Below are 20,142 nucleotides of genomic sequence, written 5' to 3'. Positions count from 1 at the left end.
AACGCGACCAGCAGGCCGTTCGCGCCTGCCGCCACGAGGCGATCAGGCATTGCCGGACTTCGGTCCAACGGGCAGGTAGCTGCGCACCAGCCGCGCCACGTCGAGCTCGGAGGCGCGGGTCTTGGTGAGGGTCGCGTTGACCCGGCGGGGCAGGTTCGGATCGACCTCGTCGGCCGAGAAGATGATCACCGCAACATCCGACGAAAGGTCCGGCAAGAGGTCAAGGCCGGAGCCGTCCGGCAGGTTGATGTCGAGAATGACCAGATCGAAGGGCTGCCGCGAGATCAACTCGCGCGCAGCCTCCAGCGTGCGCGCGGAGGTGACGCAGACATCGCCGCCCAGGCCGCCGGCGAGCACTTCGGTCACGTCCCGGTTGTCCTCCACATGCAGGATGCGCGGCCGGCTCTCGGCCGAGCAGATCGCCACGCGGTCCAGGGCGGCCCGCAGCTTGTCCGTGTCGATCGGTTTGGCCAGCCAGTCGATGATGCCCACGGCCGATCCGTTCAGCGCTTCGCGGGTCTCGTCGGCGACGGCCGAAATGACCAGAACCGGCAAATCGCGGTTGCGCGGCGACCGGCGGATTTCGTGGAAGAGCTCGATGCCGCTGTCTCCGGCCAGCCGGATGTCGAGTGTGACCGCGACATATTCAAAGTTGGACAGAAGCGTCCGCGCCGTGGCGATGCCCGGCGCGATGTCGCTTGCAAACCCCTGCGCGTCGAGATGGGCCGCCACGATCTCGGCGATATCCCGCTCGTCCTCGCAGACGAGAACGCGCGGCCGGTGGTCGATGACACCAGCCGGGTCGTTCTGCCGGGCGACCTGTTCTGGCAGGTCGACATGGAAGGTCGTGCCGGTGTCGCCGGTATCAAAACCGATCCGGCCGCCCAGCTTCTCGACGATCGTCTTGGCGATGCTGAGACCGAGCCCCGTGCCGCCCTTCTGGCGATTGTCCGTGGCGTCTGCCTGTTCGAACTTGCCGAAAATGCGCTTGCGGAAGGATTCGGGGATGCCCTGACCTTCGTCGGAGACCGACATGCGCACCCAGTCGTCGCCGAGCCGCGCGATGGTGACGGTGACGGTTCCCCCGGTGGGCGAGAACTTGATCGCATTGGAGAGGATATTGGCGAAGACCTGATGCAGACGGTTGGGATCGGTCTTTGCCTCGATGTCAGGCGCCTCGTCCACAAGCCTGATGGTGACACGGCGCTCGGGCATGTAGCTTGAACTCGACGAGATCGCCTGGTCCAGCAGGGGGCGCAGCCGCGTGTGCTGGAGGTCGAAGGGCATCTTGCCGGATTCCAGCTTCTCCAGATCGAGAATGTCGTTGATCAGCAGCACCAGCCGTTCGCTGTTGTTGTGGGCGATCTCGACCATGTGGGCGGCCTTGGGGGGCAATTCCCCGGTGACGCCTGCGGTGATCAGGCCGAGCGAGCCGCGGATCGAGGTGAGCGGCGTGCGCAGCTCGTGGCTGATCGTGGCGATGAACTCGTTTTTCACGGCGGCGTTGCGCTTCTGCTCGGTGACGTCGCGATTATAGGTGATGATGCCGACGATCCGGCCCGTATGATCGCGGAACGGTGCCTTCAGCGTGTTGAGCCAGCCCTCGGAATCGTCCGGGAATACGGTCATCTGATCGATCCGGATGGCCTTGCCGCTCTCCAGCATGGCGGTCTCGTCCGCCCGGAAGCGTGTCGCCAGTTCGGGCGGGTAGAAATCGAAGTCGGTCTTGCCGGTCAGGTCGGCGGCGCCGCGAACCCGCATCATGGCGGCGGTGGCCGGGTTTGCGGCGATGAACCGCCCGTCCACGTCCTTCACGTTGAGGCAATCCGGAAGCTCCCGCACCATGGCGCGGTAAATGGCATTGGTCGCCGACAGTTCGCGGCGGCGCGCCTGCCATTGCAGGACGACCGCGATGAGCACGGCGCTGATGAAGGTCAGCACCAACAAGGGCACGCCGGTGCGGGCCAGGAGCGACAGCCGCAGATCCGCCGGGATCGCCAGGAACGCCACCAGCCGCCCGAAGGCGACGGCCAGGCCGAAGACCAGGATGACGTTGATCGTGCGCGGACGCGTGCGGGTCCACCAGTGGGCGGCCAGTCCGACGACGATGGTGATGGCGATGTCCGCGACGCCGGCCATGGCGCCCGCGCCACCCAGATGCAGCCGGTAGAGCAGGGCGCCGACGCCGGCAATGATGACGGCCGGCACCCCGCCGAAGAAGCCGGCGGCGGCGACCAGCGGCGCGCGCAAATCGATCACGAAGCCGGCGATCAGCGGCTGCGCCGAGGCCAAGGAGACGACGGCGCCGATGCCGAGAATCAGCCCGAGCAAAAGGGACTGGATCTTCGGTGACAGGCGGGTCGTCCATTCGGTGACGAAATCCCATGCGAGCACGAGAATCGAAACAAGCGCCAGATTGGCGAAGAGGGATTGCCAGAGAGGGGTCATGCTGCTCGCAGTCTGCCGATCCGGGCCGAATGTGATGCGCCCTCGGTCTATCTGGCGCAGCGGTATCACAAGCACGGCGATTTCGGCAAAGACGGTTCACCAATCCCTTCACGCCGACCGGGCAGGACCTGTTGCCGCCCCGCCTCGTGCGACATTGCCGGACCGCAGAATGGCTATGAGCATTGCCTTTCCGTGACATACCCGACAAGGCGCGGCGCCGAGATATGCAGGTATAAGCCTGCCTGTCTTTACATGCAGGTGAAAACCTGCATATTATGGGCCGTCAGCATGGAAATGAGATCGATGGACGATGACAAGGTCTTCAAGGCGCTCGGCGATCCGACCCGCCGAAAGCTGCTGGACCGCCTTTGCGAAGAGAATGGCCAGACCCTCGGGCAGCTCTGCATGAATCTCGACATGGCCCGCCAGTCGGCCACGCAGCATCTGGGGATCCTGGAAGCGGCCAATCTCGTGAGCACCGTCAAACGCGGGCGGGAGAAGCGGCACTTCATCAACCCGGTGCCGCTGCACGACATCTACGAGCGCTGGGTGCGCAAGTTCGAAACGCACCGGCTCACCCTGTTGCACGACCTGAAGAACGAACTCGAAGGAGAATGGAAATGACGCAGGACAGGACCAGCTTTGTCTACATTACCTACATTGCTTCGACGCCGGAGAAGGTCTTCGAGGCGATCACCCGGCCGGACGTCGCGCGGCTTTACTGGGGGCACGAGAATGTCTCGGACTGGGCGCCGGGTTCGACCTGGCGGCATGTCCGCGACAATGACGAGCGGCCGGTGGAGATCGTCGGCAAGGTGGTCGAGAGCGCGCCGCCACACCGTCTGGTCATGACCTGGACGGGCGCGTCCCAGGCATCCGAACCGGACAGCTACAGCCGGGTGACATTCCAGATCGAGCCGAACGATCACGGCGTCCGGCTGAGCGTCAGCCATGACGACCTGCAGGTCGGCAGCGGCATGGCCGCCGGGGTCAGCAAGGGTTGGCCGCTCGTCCTGTCCAGCCTGAAATCCTATCTGGAAACCGGCCGGGGCTTCGATCTGTCCGGCAGGGCGAGGGCCGCCTGACGCGGCGCGGAGCACTGCATTCTTCGAGGAGACAGGAGATGTCTGAAGCCTATACCGGCGGATGCGCCTGTGGCGCGATCCGCTATGAGAAGGCCGGCGCACCGATCGCCGCGCTTCATTGCCAGTGCCGCCAATGCCAGCAGCGCAGCGGCACCGGCCATGCGTCCTACGTGGTTCTCGACCGGCGCGACGACCTGATCGTCCGGGGCGAGTTGCAGACCTGGCCGGTCGCCGGCGACAGCGGCAACGTCAAGCACAACGCCTTCTGCCCGATTTGCGGCTCGTCCGTCTTCGTGACGTTCGAGGCGATGCCCGAAATGATCGCGATCCATGTCGGCAGTCTCGACGACCCGAGCTGCTTCCATCCGGGCATGGTGACCTATGCGGCCCGCGCCCAGCAATGGGACCGGGTCGGTCCGGGCCTGAAGAGCTTTGCCGAGATGCCGCCGGGCTAGACGGCAGACGAAGCGCGGGCGGCGTCGTTCGCAAACGAAACGGGCGCGTCCTGCGACGCGCCCGTTTCCTGTCATGTCGATGAAGCGTCGTGCTTCAGGTGATGCGCTGGATGCTTGCGGCGATCTCGTCGCGGTCGAAGACGCGCTTCCAGTCGTCGCGCATCAGCATCGGCTTGCCGAATTCGATGGCCTTGTTGCAGGCGTCGGAGAACACACCGTCGACCTCGTCGAAGATCACCGCACCGAGAATGTTCATGTGGCCAAGCAGGAAGTCGCGGGCGCAATCATGCGGCACGCCCTTCTTGACCACTTCGTCCATCGCTTCGCGCATGACGACCAGCAGCGAGGCGCAGACCGTCTCCGACAGGCCCGGCTCCAGATAGGCCATCTGCTCGACGGTCACCTGATAGGTGCGGGCGACCGGCGCGTAGATGGCGCGGGCGACCTTGTCGCCGATCTCGTAATGCTCCTGCGGGCCCTGCATCAGCGCATTGACGACGCCCTGCTGGGCGGCGATGCCACCGAAATGGTCCTTGCGGCCGGCTTCCGTCTTCTCGTCGTTGAAGATCGGCGGATGGCAGGGATGACTGACGAAATAGGTAATGTCGGCCCGCTCGGGCAGATGGCCGGCGAAGGGCGCTGCGGCGTCGAGCACGACGACGATCGTGCCTGGCGCGACCTTCGGGACCACCAGCGACGCGACCTTGCCGATCACCGTGTCCGGCACGGCGAGGATCACCACGTCGGCGCCGTCCAGACCGGTCTCCTGGTCGACGCAATCGACGCCGATTGCATCCTTGAGGCGCTCCTGCCCCTTCGGGTCGACCTCGATATGACGGACGTCGAAATCCGATTTGGCCAGATTGCGGGAAAGACGGACACCCATTTTGCCGCCTGCGCCGAACAGCGCCACAGTGGTCATTGCCTACACTCCTCCGAGGTCCAACGGGACCTTTCCTAAACTGGTATGATGAGATAATAATAGGACCGAAATGTCAACGCCCGCAGCGGGCCTCCGAGGTAGCTTCATGCGAGAGACAGAGCCCGTCACGCCGTGGGTGACGTGGTACGGCGACGACTTCACCGGATCGGCCGCCGTGATGGAAGCACTGGCCTTCGCGGGCGTGCCGACCGTGCTGTTCAGCGACGTTCCGGACCCCGAACTGCTCGCCCGCTTCAGCGACTGCCGGGCGATCGGCATCGCCTCCACCGCGCGCAGCCACGGGCCGGACTGGATGGCGGAGCACATGCCGGCGCCGCTGCAGTTCCTGCACGATCTCGGCGCGCCGCTGCTGCACTACAAGGTGTGCTCGACCTTCGATTCCTCGCCGCAGACCGGCAATATCGGCAAGGCGATCGATCTCGGCCTCGCCATTCGTCCGGCCGACGCGGTGCCGATCCTGACCGCCGCGCCGCAGATGCGCCGCTACCAGGCCTTCGGCCATCTCTTCGCCGGCACCTTCGACGGCGTCTACCGGCTCGACCGGCATCCGGTGATGTCGGATCATCCGGTTACACCGATGCACGAGGCCGATCTCCTGAAGCATCTGGCCGAACAGACGTCGCTGCCGTCGGCGTTGATCGACCTGGAGGCGCTGTGGTCCGGGCCGCAGCCGCGGCTGGAGGCGGTCCTGCGCGACGGGGCGCGGCTCCTATCCATCGATTCGATGGAGCCGGCGAGCGAGACGGCGGCAGGCCGGCTTCTGTGGGAAAACCGCGACCGGCTCGGCTTCGTGGTCGGCAGCCAGGGCATCGAATTCGCACTTCTGCGCCACTGGCATGAGATCGGCCTGATCGCCCCGGCCGAACCGGCCGGCAGCGCCGGTCGCGTCGATCGGATCGCCGTGATCTCGGGGTCGGTATCGCCGATGACCGGCGCGCAACTCACCTGGGCCGGCGCCAACGGTTTCGCGCTGCTGCCCTTCGACGCGACCCGTGTCTGCGGTTCGCCAGAGGAACTGGCTGCGGAGGAGGACCGGCTCGTCGCGGCGGCCTGCGAGGTGGCCTCAAATGGCGCCAGCCCGTTGGTCCATTCGGCGCTCGGCAACCAGGACAAGGCGGTGGCGGCCTTCCGGTCGACGGTCTCGGCGAGCGGCCTGACCATCGAGATCGCGAACCGGCGCATCGGCGAGGCCCTGGGCCGGATCCTCGACCGGACGCTCAGCGTGACAGGGATCCGCCGCGCCGTCATCTCGGGCGGCGACACGTCGGGCCACGGCATGCGGCAATTGGGTCTCGACGCGCTGGTCGCCTGCGCCCCGACGATTCCGGGGGCGTCGCTGTCCACCGCCTATGGCAAGGGCTCTCATGACGGGCTGCAGATCGCCCTGAAGGGCGGCCAGATGGGCTCGGAGGATTTCTTCGGCTGGATCAGGGACGGCGGCGGCCCGCGCGGCTGAACCGCAGTCACTGGGCCCGGGCGATCAGCGCGGCGGCGTCTCGCCGTCGCCGAAGCTGTAGAAGTCGAGCGACCGGTTGAGATGGCCGCGCATGGTCTCCACCGCCTTGTCGGGATCGTGCGCGGCGATCACGTCGACGATGCAGTCGTGCTCGGTCAGGGTGATCTCCTCGTTGTTCGACCAGTGCAGCAGCGAGGTGTGGTACTGGAACAGCCAGCGCAGCATGGCGACCGAGACGGCCGAGATGATCGGGTTGGCGACAATGTCGGCGATGCGTGTGTGAAACGCCATGTCGACCTCGATGAACGGTACCGGATCGCCGCCGAGGAGGGAACGCTGGCGCTGCACAAGTTCGCGCAGTTCCGCGACATCGGCGTCGGTGGCGTTCTCGGCGGCCACCCGGACGATGCCGAGCTCGAACATGCGCCGCGCCTGTTTCAGATGCTCCAGATTCGACGGCACCGCGTTGAGCAGCAGGCGGGCGATCTCGTCGGTCTGGTCAAGAACGGTACCCGCCGTGATCTCGTTGACGCGGCTGCGCTCGCCATGGCTGATGGTGATCAGGCCGGCATTGTGCAGCGATTGCAGCGCTTCGCGCACCGCCGGGCGGCCGACGCCGAAACGCTCCATCAGCGCGCGCTCGGAGGGCATGTAGTCGCCGGCGCGCAATTCGCGCGACCGGATCATGTGGCGCAATTTGTCCAGCACCTGATCCGAAAGCTTGCGCCGGACGATTTTCTCGCCCTCGTGGCCTGAATCGAGCTGGAACACCGCTTTACCTCTTCGATCTCGTCGCGCCGCCCTGCCGCAGCGTTGCGCCGACGTCGTCTCTTACCTTCCAACCGAAAGGTGGCAAGTCTTCGAAGGCTTCTGATGTGAGGTTTGCGTCGAACACGGCGCCCGACAGGACAAGTCGGGCGCGGTGTGTGTCCACTTCGCTCGATACCACCGCCATCCCGGCGCAGGCGGCCAGCGCGCCGATCGCATCGGTCAGGGGCAGGCGGCTGCCGTCCGGCGCGAAGAGGCCGCGCGGCCCGTAGAGTTCGGCCGGCGTCCAGACCGAGATCCCCGCCGCGGCGAACGCGCTGGCCAGCCCCACCGCATAGGCGGCGGCAAACCGGCCGGCATGGCGCGGATCGTCGTCGGCCATGGCGACGCGGCGGCGATCCGGGTTCGGGATGGTGCGGGCGCCATAAGGGTTCTGCCGCATGGCGATGGTCGACGGGCCGATGCGGTAGTCGCGATCGCCGATGATCGCCCGCGCCGAGGCGGTGATGTGGGCGACGGCCTCCAGCGTCTCCATCACGGCGCGGTCGCCGGCGTCGTGGACGATCGGGCACAGCGAATGGGTGACGAAGTCGAGCATCTCCACCGGCGGGCGCTTGCGGTTCAGCTCGGGAAAGAAGCTCGCCATGCCGCCGCCCATCAGGGGCACGTCGAATCGGCGGCGCGCGGCGGCATGGATCGCGTCGAGCGGCGGGCAGGGCGGCCAGGCCGATCCGGGCGGCGTCGATTGCCGGTCGACCGAGGGGCAGACCATGACGCTGTCCGGCGCAAAGCCCGCCGCGCGCATGGCGTCGGCATAGCCGGCGAGGATCGGGTCTGGATCAATCTCCGCACCGCCGGCGAAATCGCCGATCATCTCCAGGTCGAAACCGTGGGACGGTGCAGCAGCCTGCAGGGCGGCATGGGCGGCGAACTGCCCGGCCACGTCGCCGAGGCTGGCGTCGACATGGCAGAGCAGGCGCTGCGGCCTGACCGCGTCGAGATCGCCGGGGCTGGAGACGGCCCGCCGGGCATGGTCGGCGGTGACGAGGATGGCCGTCTGCGGGAACGCCGTTCCGCCGGCCGGCGGCGCCGCGGGCTTCGGCGCGGCCGCCGGGACGTCCGACCATGTCAGGCGCACGGCCTGGCGCAGCTCCTCGCCATCGGCGATGTCGTAGGGCCAGGGCAGGGCGATCGGCCGGTTGTAGGTCTTGAAGGAGGCGTCGCCCCACTGGCGCTGGTCCTCCATCTCGAAGGCATCGCCCTCGAAACGGCCGCGGCATTCCTTGTCGCCGACCCGATGGGTGATGCCGGCCATGTCCATGAAGGGCTGCCACGGCGCGATGCGCTCCGGGAAATGGCCCTCCTCGACCTGTCCGTCGGTATGGGTGACGGTGACGGGCACCCCGGCCTGGCCGGTGATCGGGTGGAGAACCGTAAAGCCGGTGCGGTTGGTCTCGAACCGGCCGCTCGCCTTGCCGACCGCTTCGAAATCCAGCCCGTCCGGCCGGACGCGGATGGTCAGGTCCACGTCGAGCCGGCCCGGCGGGTTCCTGAAGGCGAGGGCGCAGTTTAGCACCAGCGCATCGCCCTCGCGGCTCTCGTGCACAGGACCGACCTCGGGAAACAGTGTGCCCCAGTCCCGGTCGCGGGCGAGGAACGCCACCTGCCGCAGGAGTTCGCGGCCTCCCACGGTGAGGTGGGAGATCGCGCCGTTGCGAAAAGCGAAGGCGACGGGGCCGCGCTCGACGGAACGTGCCGTTTCGAGCGGCTGGGCCGTGCCGTAGAGATCGACCGGATCGCTCATATGCCGGACAGCCTCACCGTCTCGCCGGTCTCGGCCGAGCGGTAGGCGGCCTGAACCAGCGCCAGGGTCTTCAGATTGTCGGCGCCCGAGGTTTCCGGCTGGGTGCCGGCGTCGATGCAGGCGACGAAGTGCTGCTGGATGATCCGCACGCTCTCCTGGATGTTGTGCCAGGGACGCTCGGCCCAGGGCAGGATGGGCGGCGACACGTCGGTCACCGTCTCGTTGCCGCCGGTCTGGACGACCAGGCTGTAGCCGGCGTCGAGGCGCAGCGTGCCCTCGGCGCCGTCGATCTCCAGCAGCGACTGCGGAAAGGTCTCCGGCGTGCGGCGGGTGGCATAGGAGCAGTCGACGACGGAGGTCACCCCGCCTTCGTGGGCGAGCAGCATGGTGGCCACGTCCTCGCCCCTGATCTTCGGATTGACCCGCTTCGTGGTCGCCGCGATGCGCTCGACATCGCCGAACAGCGCCCGCGAGATGTCGAGGATGTGAATTCCCAGATCCTCGATGATGAAGCGCTCGCCTTCCGCCAGATAGGGCTGGCCGGAATAAACGTCGTAGCCCGAACGGAAGGCGACGCGGCCGAAGAACGGCGTGCCGATCGCACCGCTGCGCACGGTCTCGATGGCCTTGCGCACGGCCGACTGCCAGCGGAAGTTCTCGTGCACCATCAGCGTGCGGCCGGCAGCCTCGACGGCGGCCACCATGGCGCGGGCGTCGTCCATCGTCTCGGCGAAGGGCTTCTGGCAGATGACGTGGCAGCCGGCGCCGGCGGCCATCTCGACCAGCGGCCGGTGGCTCTGGACGGTCGTCGCGATGTCGACGAAGTCCAGCTCCTCGGCTGCGAACATCGCCGCCGCGTCGGTATAGGTGCGGGTGATGCCGAAGGTCTCGGCGGTGGCGGCCAGCCGCTCCGGATCGCGGTCGCAGAGCGCCACGATCTCCGCGCCGTCGATGTCGCGCCAGGCATGCAGCTGGTTCTGTGCAAAGAAGCCGCAGCCGATCAATGCGCCTTTCATGGAAGTCTCCTCACTTGCCAAGGGCCGCCTGGGCCTGCAAGGCGACGCGGCTCTGGACGCGCTGCTGGGCCTGGTCGATGACCACGGCGGCGATGATGACGAGACCCTTGATCACGGTCTGCCAGAAGGCCGAGACGCCCATCATCACGAGGCCATCCGACAGGACGCCGATGACGAAGGCGCCGATGATGGTGCCGCCGATCTTGCCGCGACCGCCCGACATGGACGTGCCGCCGAGAACCGCCGCGGCGATGGCGTTGAGCTCGAACGTGTCACCGGTGGCCGGATGGGCGGCGACGAGCTGCGAGGCGATGATGATGCCCACCAGCGCGGCGCAGAAGCCCGAGAACATGTAGACGAAATACTTGACCCGGTTGACCTTCACGCCCGACAGGGCCGCGGCTTTCTCGTTGCCGCCGACGGCGTAGATGTAGCGGCCAAGCGGCGTGCGCTTGGCGATGTAGGCGGCAACGCAGCCCACCGCGATCAGCATCCAGATCGAGATCGGAATGCCGAGGAAATCGCCGGCGCCGATCATCCGGAAGGTGTCGGAGCCGTATTCGGCGCTGCCGTTGAGGTTCGGGAAGGTCCGGCCGTCCGAGGACAGCATGGCAGCGCCGCGCGCGACATAGAGCGTGCCCAGCGTCGCGATGAAGGGTGCGACGTTGAGCTTGGTTATGAGGAAGCCGTTGATCGCCCCGACGATCACGCCGACGACGATGACCAGGAGGCAGATCTCGATCGTGTTGAACTGGATCGACCAGCCGAGCCCCAGGTCGATGCCGTTGAGGATCAGCCAGCCGGCGACCATGCCGCACAGGCCGACGATCGAGCCGACCGACAGGTCGATGCCGCCGGACACGATGACGAAGGTCATGCCGATGGCGAGGAAGGCGTTGAGCGCGACGTGCTTCGACATGATGACCATGTTCGCCGTCGACAGGAAGTTCGGCGCGGCGAAGGCGAAGAAGACGAAGACGAGGATCAGCGCGATGAAGGTGCGCGCCTTCAGGATGACGAGCAGCATCGAGGTGCTGTCCATCTGCTGGCGCGGAACGGCGGTGGCGGTCTGGGCAGTCATCACGAGGCCTCCTTGAAGGCGGTATTGGGAGCGTGGTCGGGCGCGTGCCCCAGCGCGGAAGCCTCGACGAGTGCCGTTTCGGTCGCCTCGTCCTTGCCGAACACGCCGGTCACTCGGCCGTTCGACATCACCAGGATCCGGTCGGAGAGCGACATCACCTCTTCGAGGTCGGAGGTGACGAAGACGATGCCGAGGCCGTCGGCGGCCAGCTTGCGCATGACCCGGAACACCTCGGCCTTGGCGCCGATGTCGATGCCGCGGGACGGCTCGTCCATGAGCAGGATCTTCGGATCGGTCATCAGCGCCTTGGAGATGACGACCTTCTGCTGGTTGCCGCCCGACAGCGAGGAGACCTCATGCTCGGGCGAGGCGATCTTGATGGTCATGCGGCGGACGAAGTCGGCGACCGTTTCGGCCTCGCGCTTCAGCGACATGTGGATGCCGCGGGTGAAGGCGCCGAGGCTGGAGAGCGTCATGTTCTCGCGGATCGACAGGATCTGCACGAGCCCGTCCTGCTTGCGGTCCTCGGGAATGAGGGCAAGGCCACGGGCGATCCGGTCGGAGACGCCGCGCTTGGCCAGGAGCTCGCCGCGCATGAAGAAGGCGCCGGCATAATCGCGCTGCTGCCCGATGATGCATTCGAGCAGTTCCGAGCGACCGGCGCCCATCAGGCCGTAGACGCCGAGGATCTCGCCCTCGCGCAGCGAGAAGGAGACGTCGTCGACGGCCAGTCCGCCGCTCTTGTCGGGCAGCGAGATATGTTCGGCCCGGAAGATCTCGGCGCCGTAATCGTGCTCGACCTCCTTGGCGAAATCCTTCGAGGCCTCGCCGATCATGTTGCGTACGATCCACGGCACGTCGACGCCGTCCATCGAGCGGGCGCCGGTGATGGCGCCGTCGCGCAGGACCGTGATGTAGTCGCCGACCCGGATCAGCTCTTCCAGCCGGTGCGAGATGTAGACGATGCCGACGCCGTTGGCCTTCAGATCGGCGATGACCCGGAACAGGATCTCCACCTCGGAGGCCGACAGCGCCGAGGTCGGCTCGTCGAGGATCAGGATGCGGGCGTCCTGCGCCAGGCTCTTGGCGATCTCGACGATCTGCTGCTGGCCGACCTTGAGGTCGCCGACCAGCGTGTCGGGGTCGATGTCGTGCTCCAGCCGGCGCAGGAGGCGGCGGGTTTCCTCGCGCTGCGCGGCCATGTCGATGTCGACGCCGGCGCGGGTCTTTTCGCGCGCGATGAAGATATTGTCGCTGACCGACAGGTTGGGGAAGAGGTTGAGCTCCTGGAAGACGATGCCGATGCCGTGGCGGGCGGCCTCGTCGGTCGAGCGGAACACCCGTTCCTCGCCCTCCATCATGATGGTGCCCTGGGTGAGCTGCTCGACGCCGGCGATGACCTTCATCATCGTCGACTTGCCGGCGCCGTTCTCGCCGACCAGTACGTTCACGGCGCCAATATGGAGGTCGAAATCGACGTCCTTGAGGGCGACCGTGCCCGGATAGACCTTCAGGCCGTTGCGGATCGACAGGCCGATCGGATGGGCAGCGTCGGCCATTTCACTCTCCGATCTGGAGCTGGGTCGGGACCAGCTCGACCGATTGCGCGTCGCCCTTCAGCGCGATGACGCCCTCGAAGCGGGCGGTCTGGCCGACCACGTCGCCCTCGGGAAGCGTCAGCCGCGAATGGGCGACGGCGTTCAGCGCATTGGCGAGCTTGGCGAATTCGATCTGGTCGCGGAAATCGGTGAAGACGATGAACGGCATGGCGTCGCGCAGCGCCGTGCCGCGGATGATCGGGCCGAGCTGGACGGTGACGTCGCCCTTGCCGTCGCCGTCGGTGTCGACCTGCAGCTTGGCGGCCCGGCTCTTCAGCTTGGCGTCGACGATCTTGCCCTCGCCGGAGACGGCGAAGTTCCACGGGCTGGTTTCGCCGTCGCGGGGAAAGCCGTATTGTTCGCCGGCGGCGTCGGGATCGCTGGCGATGGCGGCGCGCAGATCGGTCAGCGGCACGACGTGGCTGGCGATCTCGGGCATGACCTTCGGTTCCCATGCCTCTTCGGCATAGGCCGCCATGCGGGTCTCGTCGGTTGCGGCGGCCGCAGCGCTCTCGTCGGCGGTCTTCTCGGAGTCCCAGACGATGGTGAAGCCGCAGAGGCAGAGGACCGAGGCGGCGAGAATGGTGGTGCGGATGGTTCTGTTGCGCATGGCAGGCCTGCCCCTGAACGGTGATGTGCCTGGCACTATGGCCAGGCACGAGCGTGTCTTGGGAGACGGAGAGCGTCAGTCGGCGAGCGCGAAGGTCTCGAGCTTGTCGGCGTTGCTCTCGTCGATCAGCACGCAGTCCATGAGCTGCTTCTCCGACTGGCCGGTGGAGCCTTCGGTCAGGTACTGGTCGGCCTGCTCGACGGCGAGCTGGGCCTGGCGATAGGCCGGCTGCAGCACAGTGGCCTTGATGCCGCCCTTCTTGATCGAGTCGCGCACGTCGTTGGAGCCGTCGAAGCCGACGAGGATGACGTCGGTGCGGCCCGCTGCTTCCAGCGCCGCCCAGGCACCCATCGCCATGGTGTCGTTGCCGGAGATGACGCCCTGGATGTCGGGATTGGCCTGGAGGATGGTCTCCATCTTCTCGTAGGCTTCGGTCTGCGACCAGTTGGCGGACTGCTGGGCCACCATCTTCATGTCCGGATACTGGTCGATGATGTCGTGATAGCCCGAGGACCGGATGCCGGCATTGGTGTCGGCTTCGCGGCCGAGCAGCTCGACGTAATTGCCTGCCTCGCCCATCAGCTCGACGAACTTCTCCGCACCGAGCTGGGCGCCCTGGTAGTTGTTGGAGACGATCTGGCTGACGGCGATGCCGCTTTCCTTGATCTCGCGGTCGATCAGGAAGGACGGGATGCCGGCTTCCTTGGCGCGGCGCACGGGCGCGACGGAGGCGTCGGCGCCGGCATTGTCGAGAATGATCGCCTTGGCGCCGCGGGCGATCGCCGTGTCGTACATTTCCGACTGCTTGTTCGGGTCGTCGTCATGGACGAGGACGAGGGTCTCGTAGCCGAGTTCCTGGGCGCGCTTGTCGGCGCCGACGGCCTCGGCCTTGAAGAACGGGTTGTCATGGCTCGGCGTGATGATGGCAATCAGGCCCTTGTCCTGGGCGAATGCCGGCATCGCGATCAGGCTGGCAGCGCCAGCCAGCGCGGAAACGAGAATACGACGGTTGATCAGCATGAAAGGCTCCTCCCGATCATTCGTGGCACCCAGTGCGGATGCCCTCCTCCCTAGATCGGCCGGAAGCTTGAGAGATCGTCATTACTATGTCAACAGGTATGATGAGTATTTGAGATGGCGTGCGACGGGAAGGATAATGCGATGGCGGACGACATGATCAGGGTGACCTATCGCATCGAATGCGCCGGCGACGTCGAGGCGCTGGCGGCCAAGATCGCCTCGGACCAGTCGACCGGCACCTTCACCGAACTGCCGGCCGAGACCGAGGCGGTGCGCGCCCGCTGCGCCGCCCGCGTCGAGCAGGTCATGCCGCTCAAGCCCCTGACCGTCCCGTCGATTCCCGATCCGGCGGGGCAGGGTCCCTACCACCGCGCCGATGTCACCATCGCCTATCCGCTGGAGGCGATCGGCACCGATGTCGCCGCGCTGATGACCATCGCGATCGGCGGCGTCTTCGCAGTCAAGGGCGTCACAGGCATCCGGGTGATGGACATCGACCTGCCGTCAGCCTGGGCGTGCCATCCCGGGCCGCAATTCGGCATCGCCGGCTCGCGCCAACTGATGGGCGTGGAGGAGGGGCCGATGATCGCCTCGATCATCAAGCCGTCGCTGGGGCTTCTGCCGGACGAGACCGCCGCCGTCGTCGCCGATCTCTGCGCCGCCGGCGTCGATTTCATCAAGGACGACGAAAAGCTGATGAGCCCGGCCTATTCGCCGCTCGAGCAGCGCATCGCGGCCATCATGCCAGTGATCCGCGACCACGAGCAGAAGACCGGCAAGCGGGTGATGTACGCGTTCGGCATTTCCTCCGCCGATCCCGACACGATGATGCGCAACCACGACCTGGTGGTCGAGGCCGGCGGCAACGCCGCCGTCGTCAACATCAACTCCATCGGCTATGGCGGCATGACCTTCCTGCGCAAGCGCTCGGCGCTGTGCCTGCACGCCCACCGCAATGGCTGGGACATCCTCACCCGCCATCCCGGCCTCGGCCTCGAATTCCGCGCCTATCAGAAGATCTGGCGGCTGCTCGGCGTCGACCAGTTCCAGATCAACGGCATCCAGGCGAAATACTGGGAGCCGGACGAGAGCTTCGTGCGCTCCTTCGAAGACTGCATGACGCCGATCTTCTCCGAGGCCGACCGGCCGCTGCCGGTCGTCTGTTCCGGCCAGTGGGGCGGGCAGGCGGTCGAGACCTACGAGCGCACCGGCCGCACGCTCGACCTGATGTATCTCGGCGGTGGCGGCATCCATGGCCATCCGATGGGGCCAGCCGCGGGCGTGCGCGCCATCCGCCAGGCGTGGGACGCGGCGGCCGAGGGCCTGTCGCTGGCCGACAAGGCCCGGGACCATCCCGAACTGGCCGCCTCGCTGGCCAAATGGGGCTGAGCGGCCCGTATCCGCGCTGACATGCGGAGGAGGCAGGGCCGGGCGCCAGGCTCCCGGCCCTGTTTTGTGAGGTCCTAGCGCGCGACGGCGGGGGCGTTCTCGCCGAGGTCCCAATAGAGACCGGCCATCATTGCGAGGCCTTCGCGCACGATGCCGGTGGGCACATGCTCGTTGGGCGCATGCTGGGAGCAGCCCGGATAGGAATGCGGCACCCAGATGGTGCGCATGCCCAGGACTTCGGAGAAGGCGTCGTTGGGCAGCGAGCCGCCGAGATTGGGCAGGATCGCCGGCTTGGCGCCGGTCGTCTTGGCGATGGAATCCACCGCCCAGCCGACCCAGGCGTCGTCGGGATCGAGGCGCGTCGCCTTGAAGATGCCGTCGCTGGTCAGGCCGATCTGCACCATGCCGAGACCCTGCCGGTCGAGATGCCGGCGGATCGCCGGCATCACCGCCTGCGGATCGATGCCGACGACGTAGCGCAGCTGCATGCGGGCCCAGGCCCGCGGCGGGATGGCATTGACCGGCGTCTTCGGATTGCCGGCCTCGAAGGCCAGAACTTCCAGGGCGCACCAGCCGAAGACCCGCTCCGACGGCGTCAGGCCGGGCTCGCCCCAGTCCCGCTCGATGATCTTGCCTTCCTCGCCGGCGGTGATGTCGCAATCGGCCAGCACCCGGCGCACCGCTTCGGGCACATGGGTCGGCACCATCTCGGGAATGCGGATCTGGCCGGTCGGCCCCACAAGGCTGGCGATGGCGTGGGAAAGCTGCACCGCCGGATTGGAGAGGAGACCGCCCCAATTGCCGGAATGCCGGCCGCCCTCGCGGGCGTCGATCCAGATGTCGAAGTTCACGCCGCCGCGCGAGCCGAGAAAGATTGTGGGCCGGTCGGCCGACAGGCGCGGTCCGTCGGAGGCGATCAGGACGTCGGCTTTCAGCCGGTCGCGATATGTGTCGCAGACCGCATGCAGGCCGGGCGAGCCGACTTCTTCGCCCATCTCGATCAGGTATTTGGCGTTGAAGCCGAGCCGGCCGCGGGTTTCCAGAACCGCTTCCAGCGCGGCGAGATTGATGCCGTGCTGGCCCTTGTTGTCGACGACACCGCGGCCGTACCAGCGATCGCCGCGATCGGTGACCGACCAGGGCGACAGCCCGTCTTCCCACTCGGCATCGAGACCGCGGATGACATCGCCATGGCCGTAGCCGAACACCGTCGGCAGGGCCGGGTCTTCCATGCGCTCGGCGATCAGGAACGGCCCCGGCGCGCTGTCGTCGGTGACGATTTCGGTGGTGAAGCCGAGCTTCTCCAGCGCCGGGGTCATCTCGTCTTCGAGATAGCGCAGCAATTCCGCCCGCCGGTCGGGGTTCTGGCTCTCGGTCGGCATCGCCACGCGGCGTGCAAGCTCGGCGCGGAAACGACCGGAATCGAACGATTTCTGGGCAAGGGCGATGGCGGCGTCACGACTCACGGGCAGATCTCCTCCTCGACTTCGCGCGAAGCCTCGCCACCGGGCGCTCTCGCGTCAAATGCCAAAAGCACAAGTGAGCTTGCGCCCCGCGCATGAAGGTCAGTCGTGCTTATCGTTCGCCTCCGCCCATTGCAGATCGGCCAGCGCCGCCTCCTCGATCGCCGCCGCCCGCACCAGCGAGGTCAGCCGGTTGATCGTCGGCGTGCGCGCCTGCCATTTCGGCAGGATGAAGACGTAGCGCAGTTCGATTGCCGGCTCGAAGGGCAGGATCACCATGCCCGGCTTGAGGCTGGAGCGCGCCACGAAGCCGTCTGCGACGGCGACGCCGACGCCGAGCCCCGCGAGTTCGCAGGCCACGATGCCGTTCGGTGTTTCCAGCCGGATGGTCGGCGTGGCGTCGATCTTGCGGAACGCGGCGTCGAGGCAGTGCCGCATGACCGTGCGCGGCGCATTGGCGATGACAGGCAGCCCGAGCAAGTCCCGGACATTGATCCGTCGGCGTCCTGCCAAAGGGTGGTCGTGACGCATGACGGCGACGGCGCGGATCGAGGCGATCGGCTCGATGTCGATGGCGTCATTGTCCATCGGCAAAACGGTGATTCCGAGATCGAACTGCTCGCGGCCGAGCCATTTCTCGATGTCGAGGCGCGATCGCGAATCGATGGCAGCCGTGAAGCCGGGGTCTTCCGCCGTCATGGTGGCGATGGCGTCGCCCAGAAGCGCGCCGGTGATGTTCGGCGCGGTCAGGATACGCACATGCCGGCGCTGGCGCGCCTTGACCCGCTGCGCTGCGTGCATGGCGTCGTCGAGGCTGTAGAGCGCGTGCTCCACATGGCTGTAGAATTCGCGCGCCTCGGTGGTTGGCACCAGCCGGCGCTTCGTGCGAGTGAACAGCGCGAAGCCGACCTCGTCCTCCAGCGCGGCCAGAAGCCGGCTGACCTGCGGCTGGGTGCGGTGCAGACGCTCGGCGGCCCCGTTCAGCGAGCCGCCCTCCATGAAGGCGCGCAAGGCTTCCAGACCCTTCAGATTCACCAGTTCACTCCATTCGCTTTGCGCATGAAATCTTGCGAAGATCGAAATTGACGCATGGCACAGGCCCCGTACGCTGACCACCCCGAGAGGCGCGTACGGAGTTTTGATGTCTGATAGCGATACGAAGGGTGACGCCTGGCGAAAGCCGCCGTCGCGCTATCGGGCCGAGCGCCCTGCGGGCTTTGCGCTCCCGGCCCGTCCCGCCTCCTGCTACGTCGAGATGCGCGATGGCTGCCGGATCGCCGCGGACATCTACCTGCCGGAAGGGCCCGGACGGCCGGACCGCATTCCCACCATCCTGATCCTGACGCCCTATTACCGCCGGTTCGCGCTGCGGGACGGGGCCTCCGCCGATACCGAGCCCAGCCCTAACGCGGCGCGCTACCGCGACGCCTTCGTGCCGCGCGGCTATGCGGTGGTGGTGGTCGACGTGCGCGGCACCGGCGCCAGCTTCGGCACCCGCGACAGTTTCCGCTCGCCCGCCGAGCGCGAGGATTTCCGCGAGATCGCCGACTGGATCGTCGCCCAGCCCTGGTCGGACGGCACCATCGGCTCGACCGGGATTTCCTATCTCGGCGCCGCCGCCTGTTTCCTCGCCAGTACGGGCCATCCGGCGGTCAAGGCGATCGCGCCGCTCTTCGCGGTCTGGAACACTTGGGTCGATCATCTCTATCCGGGCGGTGTGCTGCTCAACAAGCTGGCGGCGAGCTATGACGACATCATGGTCGGGCTCGACCACGACCGCCGCGACGTGCTGGCAAAGCAGCCCTATTTCGACAATCCCGACTTCGCCGGGCCGCAGCCGGTGGACGCGGACGGCGACGGCACGCTCTGCCGCGCAGCGGTGCGCGAGCATCTCGGCAATTTCCACATGCCGGACTTTATCGGCGAGTTTCCCTTCGCCGACGACCGGCTACCCTACGATCCGTCCTTCGGGGCGCACTCCTTCAGCCCGTACCATTACGCCGCCGACATCGCGCCGGACGTGGCGATCTACTCGATTTCGGGCTGGATGGACGGGGCCGGCTTCGCCAATGGCGCCATCGCCCGCTACCGGTCACTCCCCAATCGCAGGCAGCATCTGCTATTGGGTCCGTGGGACCATGGCGCCCGCACCAATGTGTCGCCCTGGCGCGATCGCACCGCCCCGGACTTCGACGTCCTGGCTGAAGTGTTGCGGTTCTTCGACGAATATCTGATGGGCCTCGACACCGGGCTGAAGGACGAGGCGCCGATCCATTATTTCTCTATGCATGAGGACGTCTGGCAGGCCGCCGATGCATGGCCGCCGCATCAACAGCGGCAGGTCCTGCATCTGGACGACGGCGGCCGTCTGGCACCTGCAAGAGGCGTGGCCGGCGAGGACGCCTACCAGGTGGACTATACCGTCGGCACCGGCAACGACACGCGCCACGAGCGCCTCGCCGCCCTCAACACCACCGATTATTACGCCGACTGGCAGGGCCGCGACGCGGCGATGCAGTCCTATACCAGCGCGCCGCTCGAAGCCGCCGCGCGTATGTCCGGCCATCCGGTGATCGACCTGTCCATCGCCTCCAGCGAGGGCGATGCGGTGATCCACGTCTATCTGTCGGAGGTCGAGGCCGATGGCACCGTTCGCTACGTGACCGAAGGCGTGCTGCGGGCCCTGCACCGGCACGAGATGCCGGCGCCGGCCGATCAGGACTGGTCGTGGCCCTATCGCGACTTCAGCCGGGCGAGCGCCGCCCCGATGGTGCCCGGCAAGCCGGCGCGGATGCGCTTTGCACTGCTGCCGACCTCGTGGAGGTTCGGCGCCGGGAGCCGCATTCGCCTTTCGATCGCTGGTGCGGACTGCGATCATTACGTGCAGCTGCCGCACGGGCGACCGCCCCTTTTGACGATCGTTCGAGGCGGAGCCGGCGGGTCGCTGGTCGAACTGCCGATGACGGTGAGCCAGCCGCGATGAAGAAACCAGGAGAGGGACGCACG

At 66.9% G+C, this 20,142-nt stretch carries 17 protein-coding genes; 6 read left to right on the top strand and 11 right to left on the bottom strand.

The window, feature by feature from the left end; all coding sequences use genetic code 11:
* Nucleotides 1-42: 42 nt before the first annotated feature.
* Nucleotides 43-2,448 carry an ATP-binding protein gene (locus SI859A1_RS14420; protein ID WP_040325857.1) on the bottom strand — a complete coding sequence of 802 codons (2,406 nt, stop codon included), beginning with the start codon at nucleotides 2,446-2,448 and terminating at the stop codon, nucleotides 43-45.
* A 303-nt stretch (nucleotides 2,449-2,751) separates the two neighbouring features.
* On the opposite strand from SI859A1_RS14420, the gene SI859A1_RS14415 reads away from it, so the two are divergent.
* From SI859A1_RS14415 to SI859A1_RS14405, 3 genes are read left to right on the top strand one after another with little or no spacing between them, the layout of a single operon-like run.
* A complete protein-coding gene (locus SI859A1_RS14415) occupies nucleotides 2,752-3,072 on the top strand; it encodes an ArsR/SmtB family transcription factor (protein ID WP_040325856.1) in 321 nt (106 codons plus the stop codon).
* Complete coding sequence (locus tag SI859A1_RS14410) at nucleotides 3,069-3,533, top strand: SRPBCC family protein (protein ID WP_009210457.1); 465 nt, start codon at nucleotides 3,069-3,071, stop codon at nucleotides 3,531-3,533. Before SI859A1_RS14415 ends, SI859A1_RS14410 begins: the two co-directional genes overlap by 4 nt.
* A 38-nt stretch (nucleotides 3,534-3,571) precedes the next feature.
* Nucleotides 3,572-3,988 (top strand): GFA family protein, encoded by a 417-nt coding sequence (locus SI859A1_RS14405; protein WP_009210456.1) that lies wholly within the window; start codon nucleotides 3,572-3,574, stop codon nucleotides 3,986-3,988.
* 94 nt (nucleotides 3,989-4,082) lie between these two features.
* On the opposite strand, the gene SI859A1_RS14400 is transcribed toward SI859A1_RS14405, so the two are convergent.
* Nucleotides 4,083-4,910, bottom strand: coding sequence for a phosphogluconate dehydrogenase C-terminal domain-containing protein (locus tag SI859A1_RS14400; protein ID WP_009210455.1), 828 nt, complete (start codon nucleotides 4,908-4,910; stop codon nucleotides 4,083-4,085).
* Between the two features lie 106 nt (nucleotides 4,911-5,016).
* On the opposite strand from SI859A1_RS14400, the gene SI859A1_RS14395 reads away from it, so the two are divergent.
* Complete coding sequence (locus SI859A1_RS14395; protein ID WP_040325855.1) at nucleotides 5,017-6,387, top strand: four-carbon acid sugar kinase family protein; 1,371 nt, start codon at nucleotides 5,017-5,019, stop codon at nucleotides 6,385-6,387.
* Nucleotides 6,388-6,411: 24 nt separating this feature from the next.
* On the opposite strand, the gene nanR is transcribed toward SI859A1_RS14395, so the two are convergent.
* From nanR to SI859A1_RS14360, 7 genes are all read right to left on the bottom strand, one after another.
* Entirely contained in the window at nucleotides 6,412-7,158 is a 747-nt protein-coding gene (gene nanR / locus SI859A1_RS14390; protein WP_009210453.1) for a transcriptional regulator NanR, read from the bottom strand.
* A gap of 4 nt (nucleotides 7,159-7,162) precedes the next feature.
* Nucleotides 7,163-8,959 carry a D-apionate lactonase family protein gene (locus SI859A1_RS14385; protein ID WP_009210452.1) on the bottom strand — a complete coding sequence of 599 codons (1,797 nt, stop codon included), beginning with the start codon at nucleotides 8,957-8,959 and terminating at the stop codon, nucleotides 7,163-7,165.
* Entirely contained in the window at nucleotides 8,956-9,975 is a 1,020-nt protein-coding gene (locus tag SI859A1_RS14380; protein WP_040325854.1) for a Gfo/Idh/MocA family protein, read from the bottom strand. The genes SI859A1_RS14385 and SI859A1_RS14380 overlap by 4 nt, the downstream gene beginning before the upstream one ends.
* Before the next feature lie 10 nt (nucleotides 9,976-9,985).
* Nucleotides 9,986-11,056, bottom strand: a complete 1,071-nt coding sequence (locus tag SI859A1_RS14375) for an ABC transporter permease (RefSeq protein WP_040325853.1) — start codon at nucleotides 11,054-11,056, stop codon at nucleotides 9,986-9,988.
* Nucleotides 11,056-12,615, bottom strand: coding sequence for a sugar ABC transporter ATP-binding protein (locus SI859A1_RS14370; RefSeq protein WP_009210450.1), 1,560 nt, complete (start codon nucleotides 12,613-12,615; stop codon nucleotides 11,056-11,058). Before SI859A1_RS14370 ends, SI859A1_RS14375 begins: the two co-directional genes overlap by 1 nt.
* 1 nt (nucleotide 12,616) lies before the next feature.
* Nucleotides 12,617-13,264 (bottom strand): DUF2291 family protein, encoded by a 648-nt coding sequence (locus SI859A1_RS14365; RefSeq protein ID WP_148233858.1) that lies wholly within the window; start codon nucleotides 13,262-13,264, stop codon nucleotides 12,617-12,619.
* A gap of 75 nt (nucleotides 13,265-13,339) precedes the next feature.
* Complete coding sequence (locus SI859A1_RS14360; protein ID WP_009210448.1) at nucleotides 13,340-14,284, bottom strand: D-ribose ABC transporter substrate-binding protein; 945 nt, start codon at nucleotides 14,282-14,284, stop codon at nucleotides 13,340-13,342.
* A 141-nt stretch (nucleotides 14,285-14,425) separates the two neighbouring features.
* On the opposite strand from SI859A1_RS14360, the gene oiaX reads away from it, so the two are divergent.
* Complete coding sequence (gene oiaX / locus SI859A1_RS14355; protein WP_009210447.1) at nucleotides 14,426-15,673, top strand: 3-oxo-isoapionate-4-phosphate decarboxylase OiaX; 1,248 nt, start codon at nucleotides 14,426-14,428, stop codon at nucleotides 15,671-15,673.
* Between the two features lie 74 nt (nucleotides 15,674-15,747).
* Here oiaX and SI859A1_RS14350 read toward each other — a convergent pair whose 3' ends face one another.
* Entirely contained in the window at nucleotides 15,748-17,139 is a 1,392-nt protein-coding gene (locus tag SI859A1_RS14350; RefSeq protein ID WP_009210446.1) for a M20 family metallopeptidase, read from the bottom strand.
* A 99-nt stretch (nucleotides 17,140-17,238) separates the two neighbouring features.
* Nucleotides 17,239-18,171 (bottom strand): LysR family transcriptional regulator, encoded by a 933-nt coding sequence (locus tag SI859A1_RS14345; protein ID WP_009210445.1) that lies wholly within the window; start codon nucleotides 18,169-18,171, stop codon nucleotides 17,239-17,241.
* A 106-nt stretch (nucleotides 18,172-18,277) separates the two neighbouring features.
* On the opposite strand from SI859A1_RS14345, the gene SI859A1_RS14340 reads away from it, so the two are divergent.
* A complete protein-coding gene (locus SI859A1_RS14340; RefSeq protein ID WP_040325852.1) occupies nucleotides 18,278-20,119 on the top strand; it encodes a CocE/NonD family hydrolase in 1,842 nt (613 codons plus the stop codon).
* Nucleotides 20,120-20,142 lie beyond the last annotated feature (23 nt).

Origin of the sequence: Aurantimonas manganoxydans SI85-9A1, from assembly GCF_000153465.1 — a bacterium.
GTDB lineage: Bacteria > Pseudomonadota > Alphaproteobacteria > Rhizobiales > Rhizobiaceae > Aurantimonas > Aurantimonas manganoxydans.
This window is presented reverse-complemented; position numbering and strand designations above follow the sequence as displayed.

Excerpts from the sequence above, each read along its gene's own strand:
- SI859A1_RS14420 (WP_040325857.1), bottom strand. The coding sequence starts at position 2,448 with ATGACCCCTCTCTGGCAATCCCTCTTCGCCAATCTGGCGCTTGTTTCG.
- SI859A1_RS14415 (WP_040325856.1), top strand. The coding sequence starts at position 2,752 with ATGGACGATGACAAGGTCTTCAAGGCGCTCGGCGATCCGACCCGCCGA.
- SI859A1_RS14410 (WP_009210457.1), top strand. The coding sequence starts at position 3,069 with ATGACGCAGGACAGGACCAGCTTTGTCTACATTACCTACATTGCTTCG.
- SI859A1_RS14405 (WP_009210456.1), top strand. The coding sequence starts at position 3,572 with ATGTCTGAAGCCTATACCGGCGGATGCGCCTGTGGCGCGATCCGCTAT.
- SI859A1_RS14400 (WP_009210455.1), bottom strand. The coding sequence starts at position 4,910 with ATGACCACTGTGGCGCTGTTCGGCGCAGGCGGCAAAATGGGTGTCCGT.
- SI859A1_RS14395 (WP_040325855.1), top strand. The coding sequence starts at position 5,017 with ATGCGAGAGACAGAGCCCGTCACGCCGTGGGTGACGTGGTACGGCGAC.
- SI859A1_RS14385 (WP_009210452.1), bottom strand. The coding sequence starts at position 8,959 with ATGAGCGATCCGGTCGATCTCTACGGCACGGCCCAGCCGCTCGAAACG.
- SI859A1_RS14380 (WP_040325854.1), bottom strand. The coding sequence starts at position 9,975 with ATGAAAGGCGCATTGATCGGCTGCGGCTTCTTTGCACAGAACCAGCTG.
- SI859A1_RS14375 (WP_040325853.1), bottom strand. The coding sequence starts at position 11,056 with ATGACTGCCCAGACCGCCACCGCCGTTCCGCGCCAGCAGATGGACAGC.
- SI859A1_RS14370 (WP_009210450.1), bottom strand. The coding sequence starts at position 12,615 with ATGGCCGACGCTGCCCATCCGATCGGCCTGTCGATCCGCAACGGCCTG.
- SI859A1_RS14365 (WP_148233858.1), bottom strand. The coding sequence starts at position 13,264 with ATGCGCAACAGAACCATCCGCACCACCATTCTCGCCGCCTCGGTCCTC.
- SI859A1_RS14360 (WP_009210448.1), bottom strand. The coding sequence starts at position 14,284 with ATGCTGATCAACCGTCGTATTCTCGTTTCCGCGCTGGCTGGCGCTGCC.
- oiaX (WP_009210447.1), top strand. The coding sequence starts at position 14,426 with ATGGCGGACGACATGATCAGGGTGACCTATCGCATCGAATGCGCCGGC.
- SI859A1_RS14340 (WP_040325852.1), top strand. The coding sequence starts at position 18,278 with ATGTCTGATAGCGATACGAAGGGTGACGCCTGGCGAAAGCCGCCGTCG.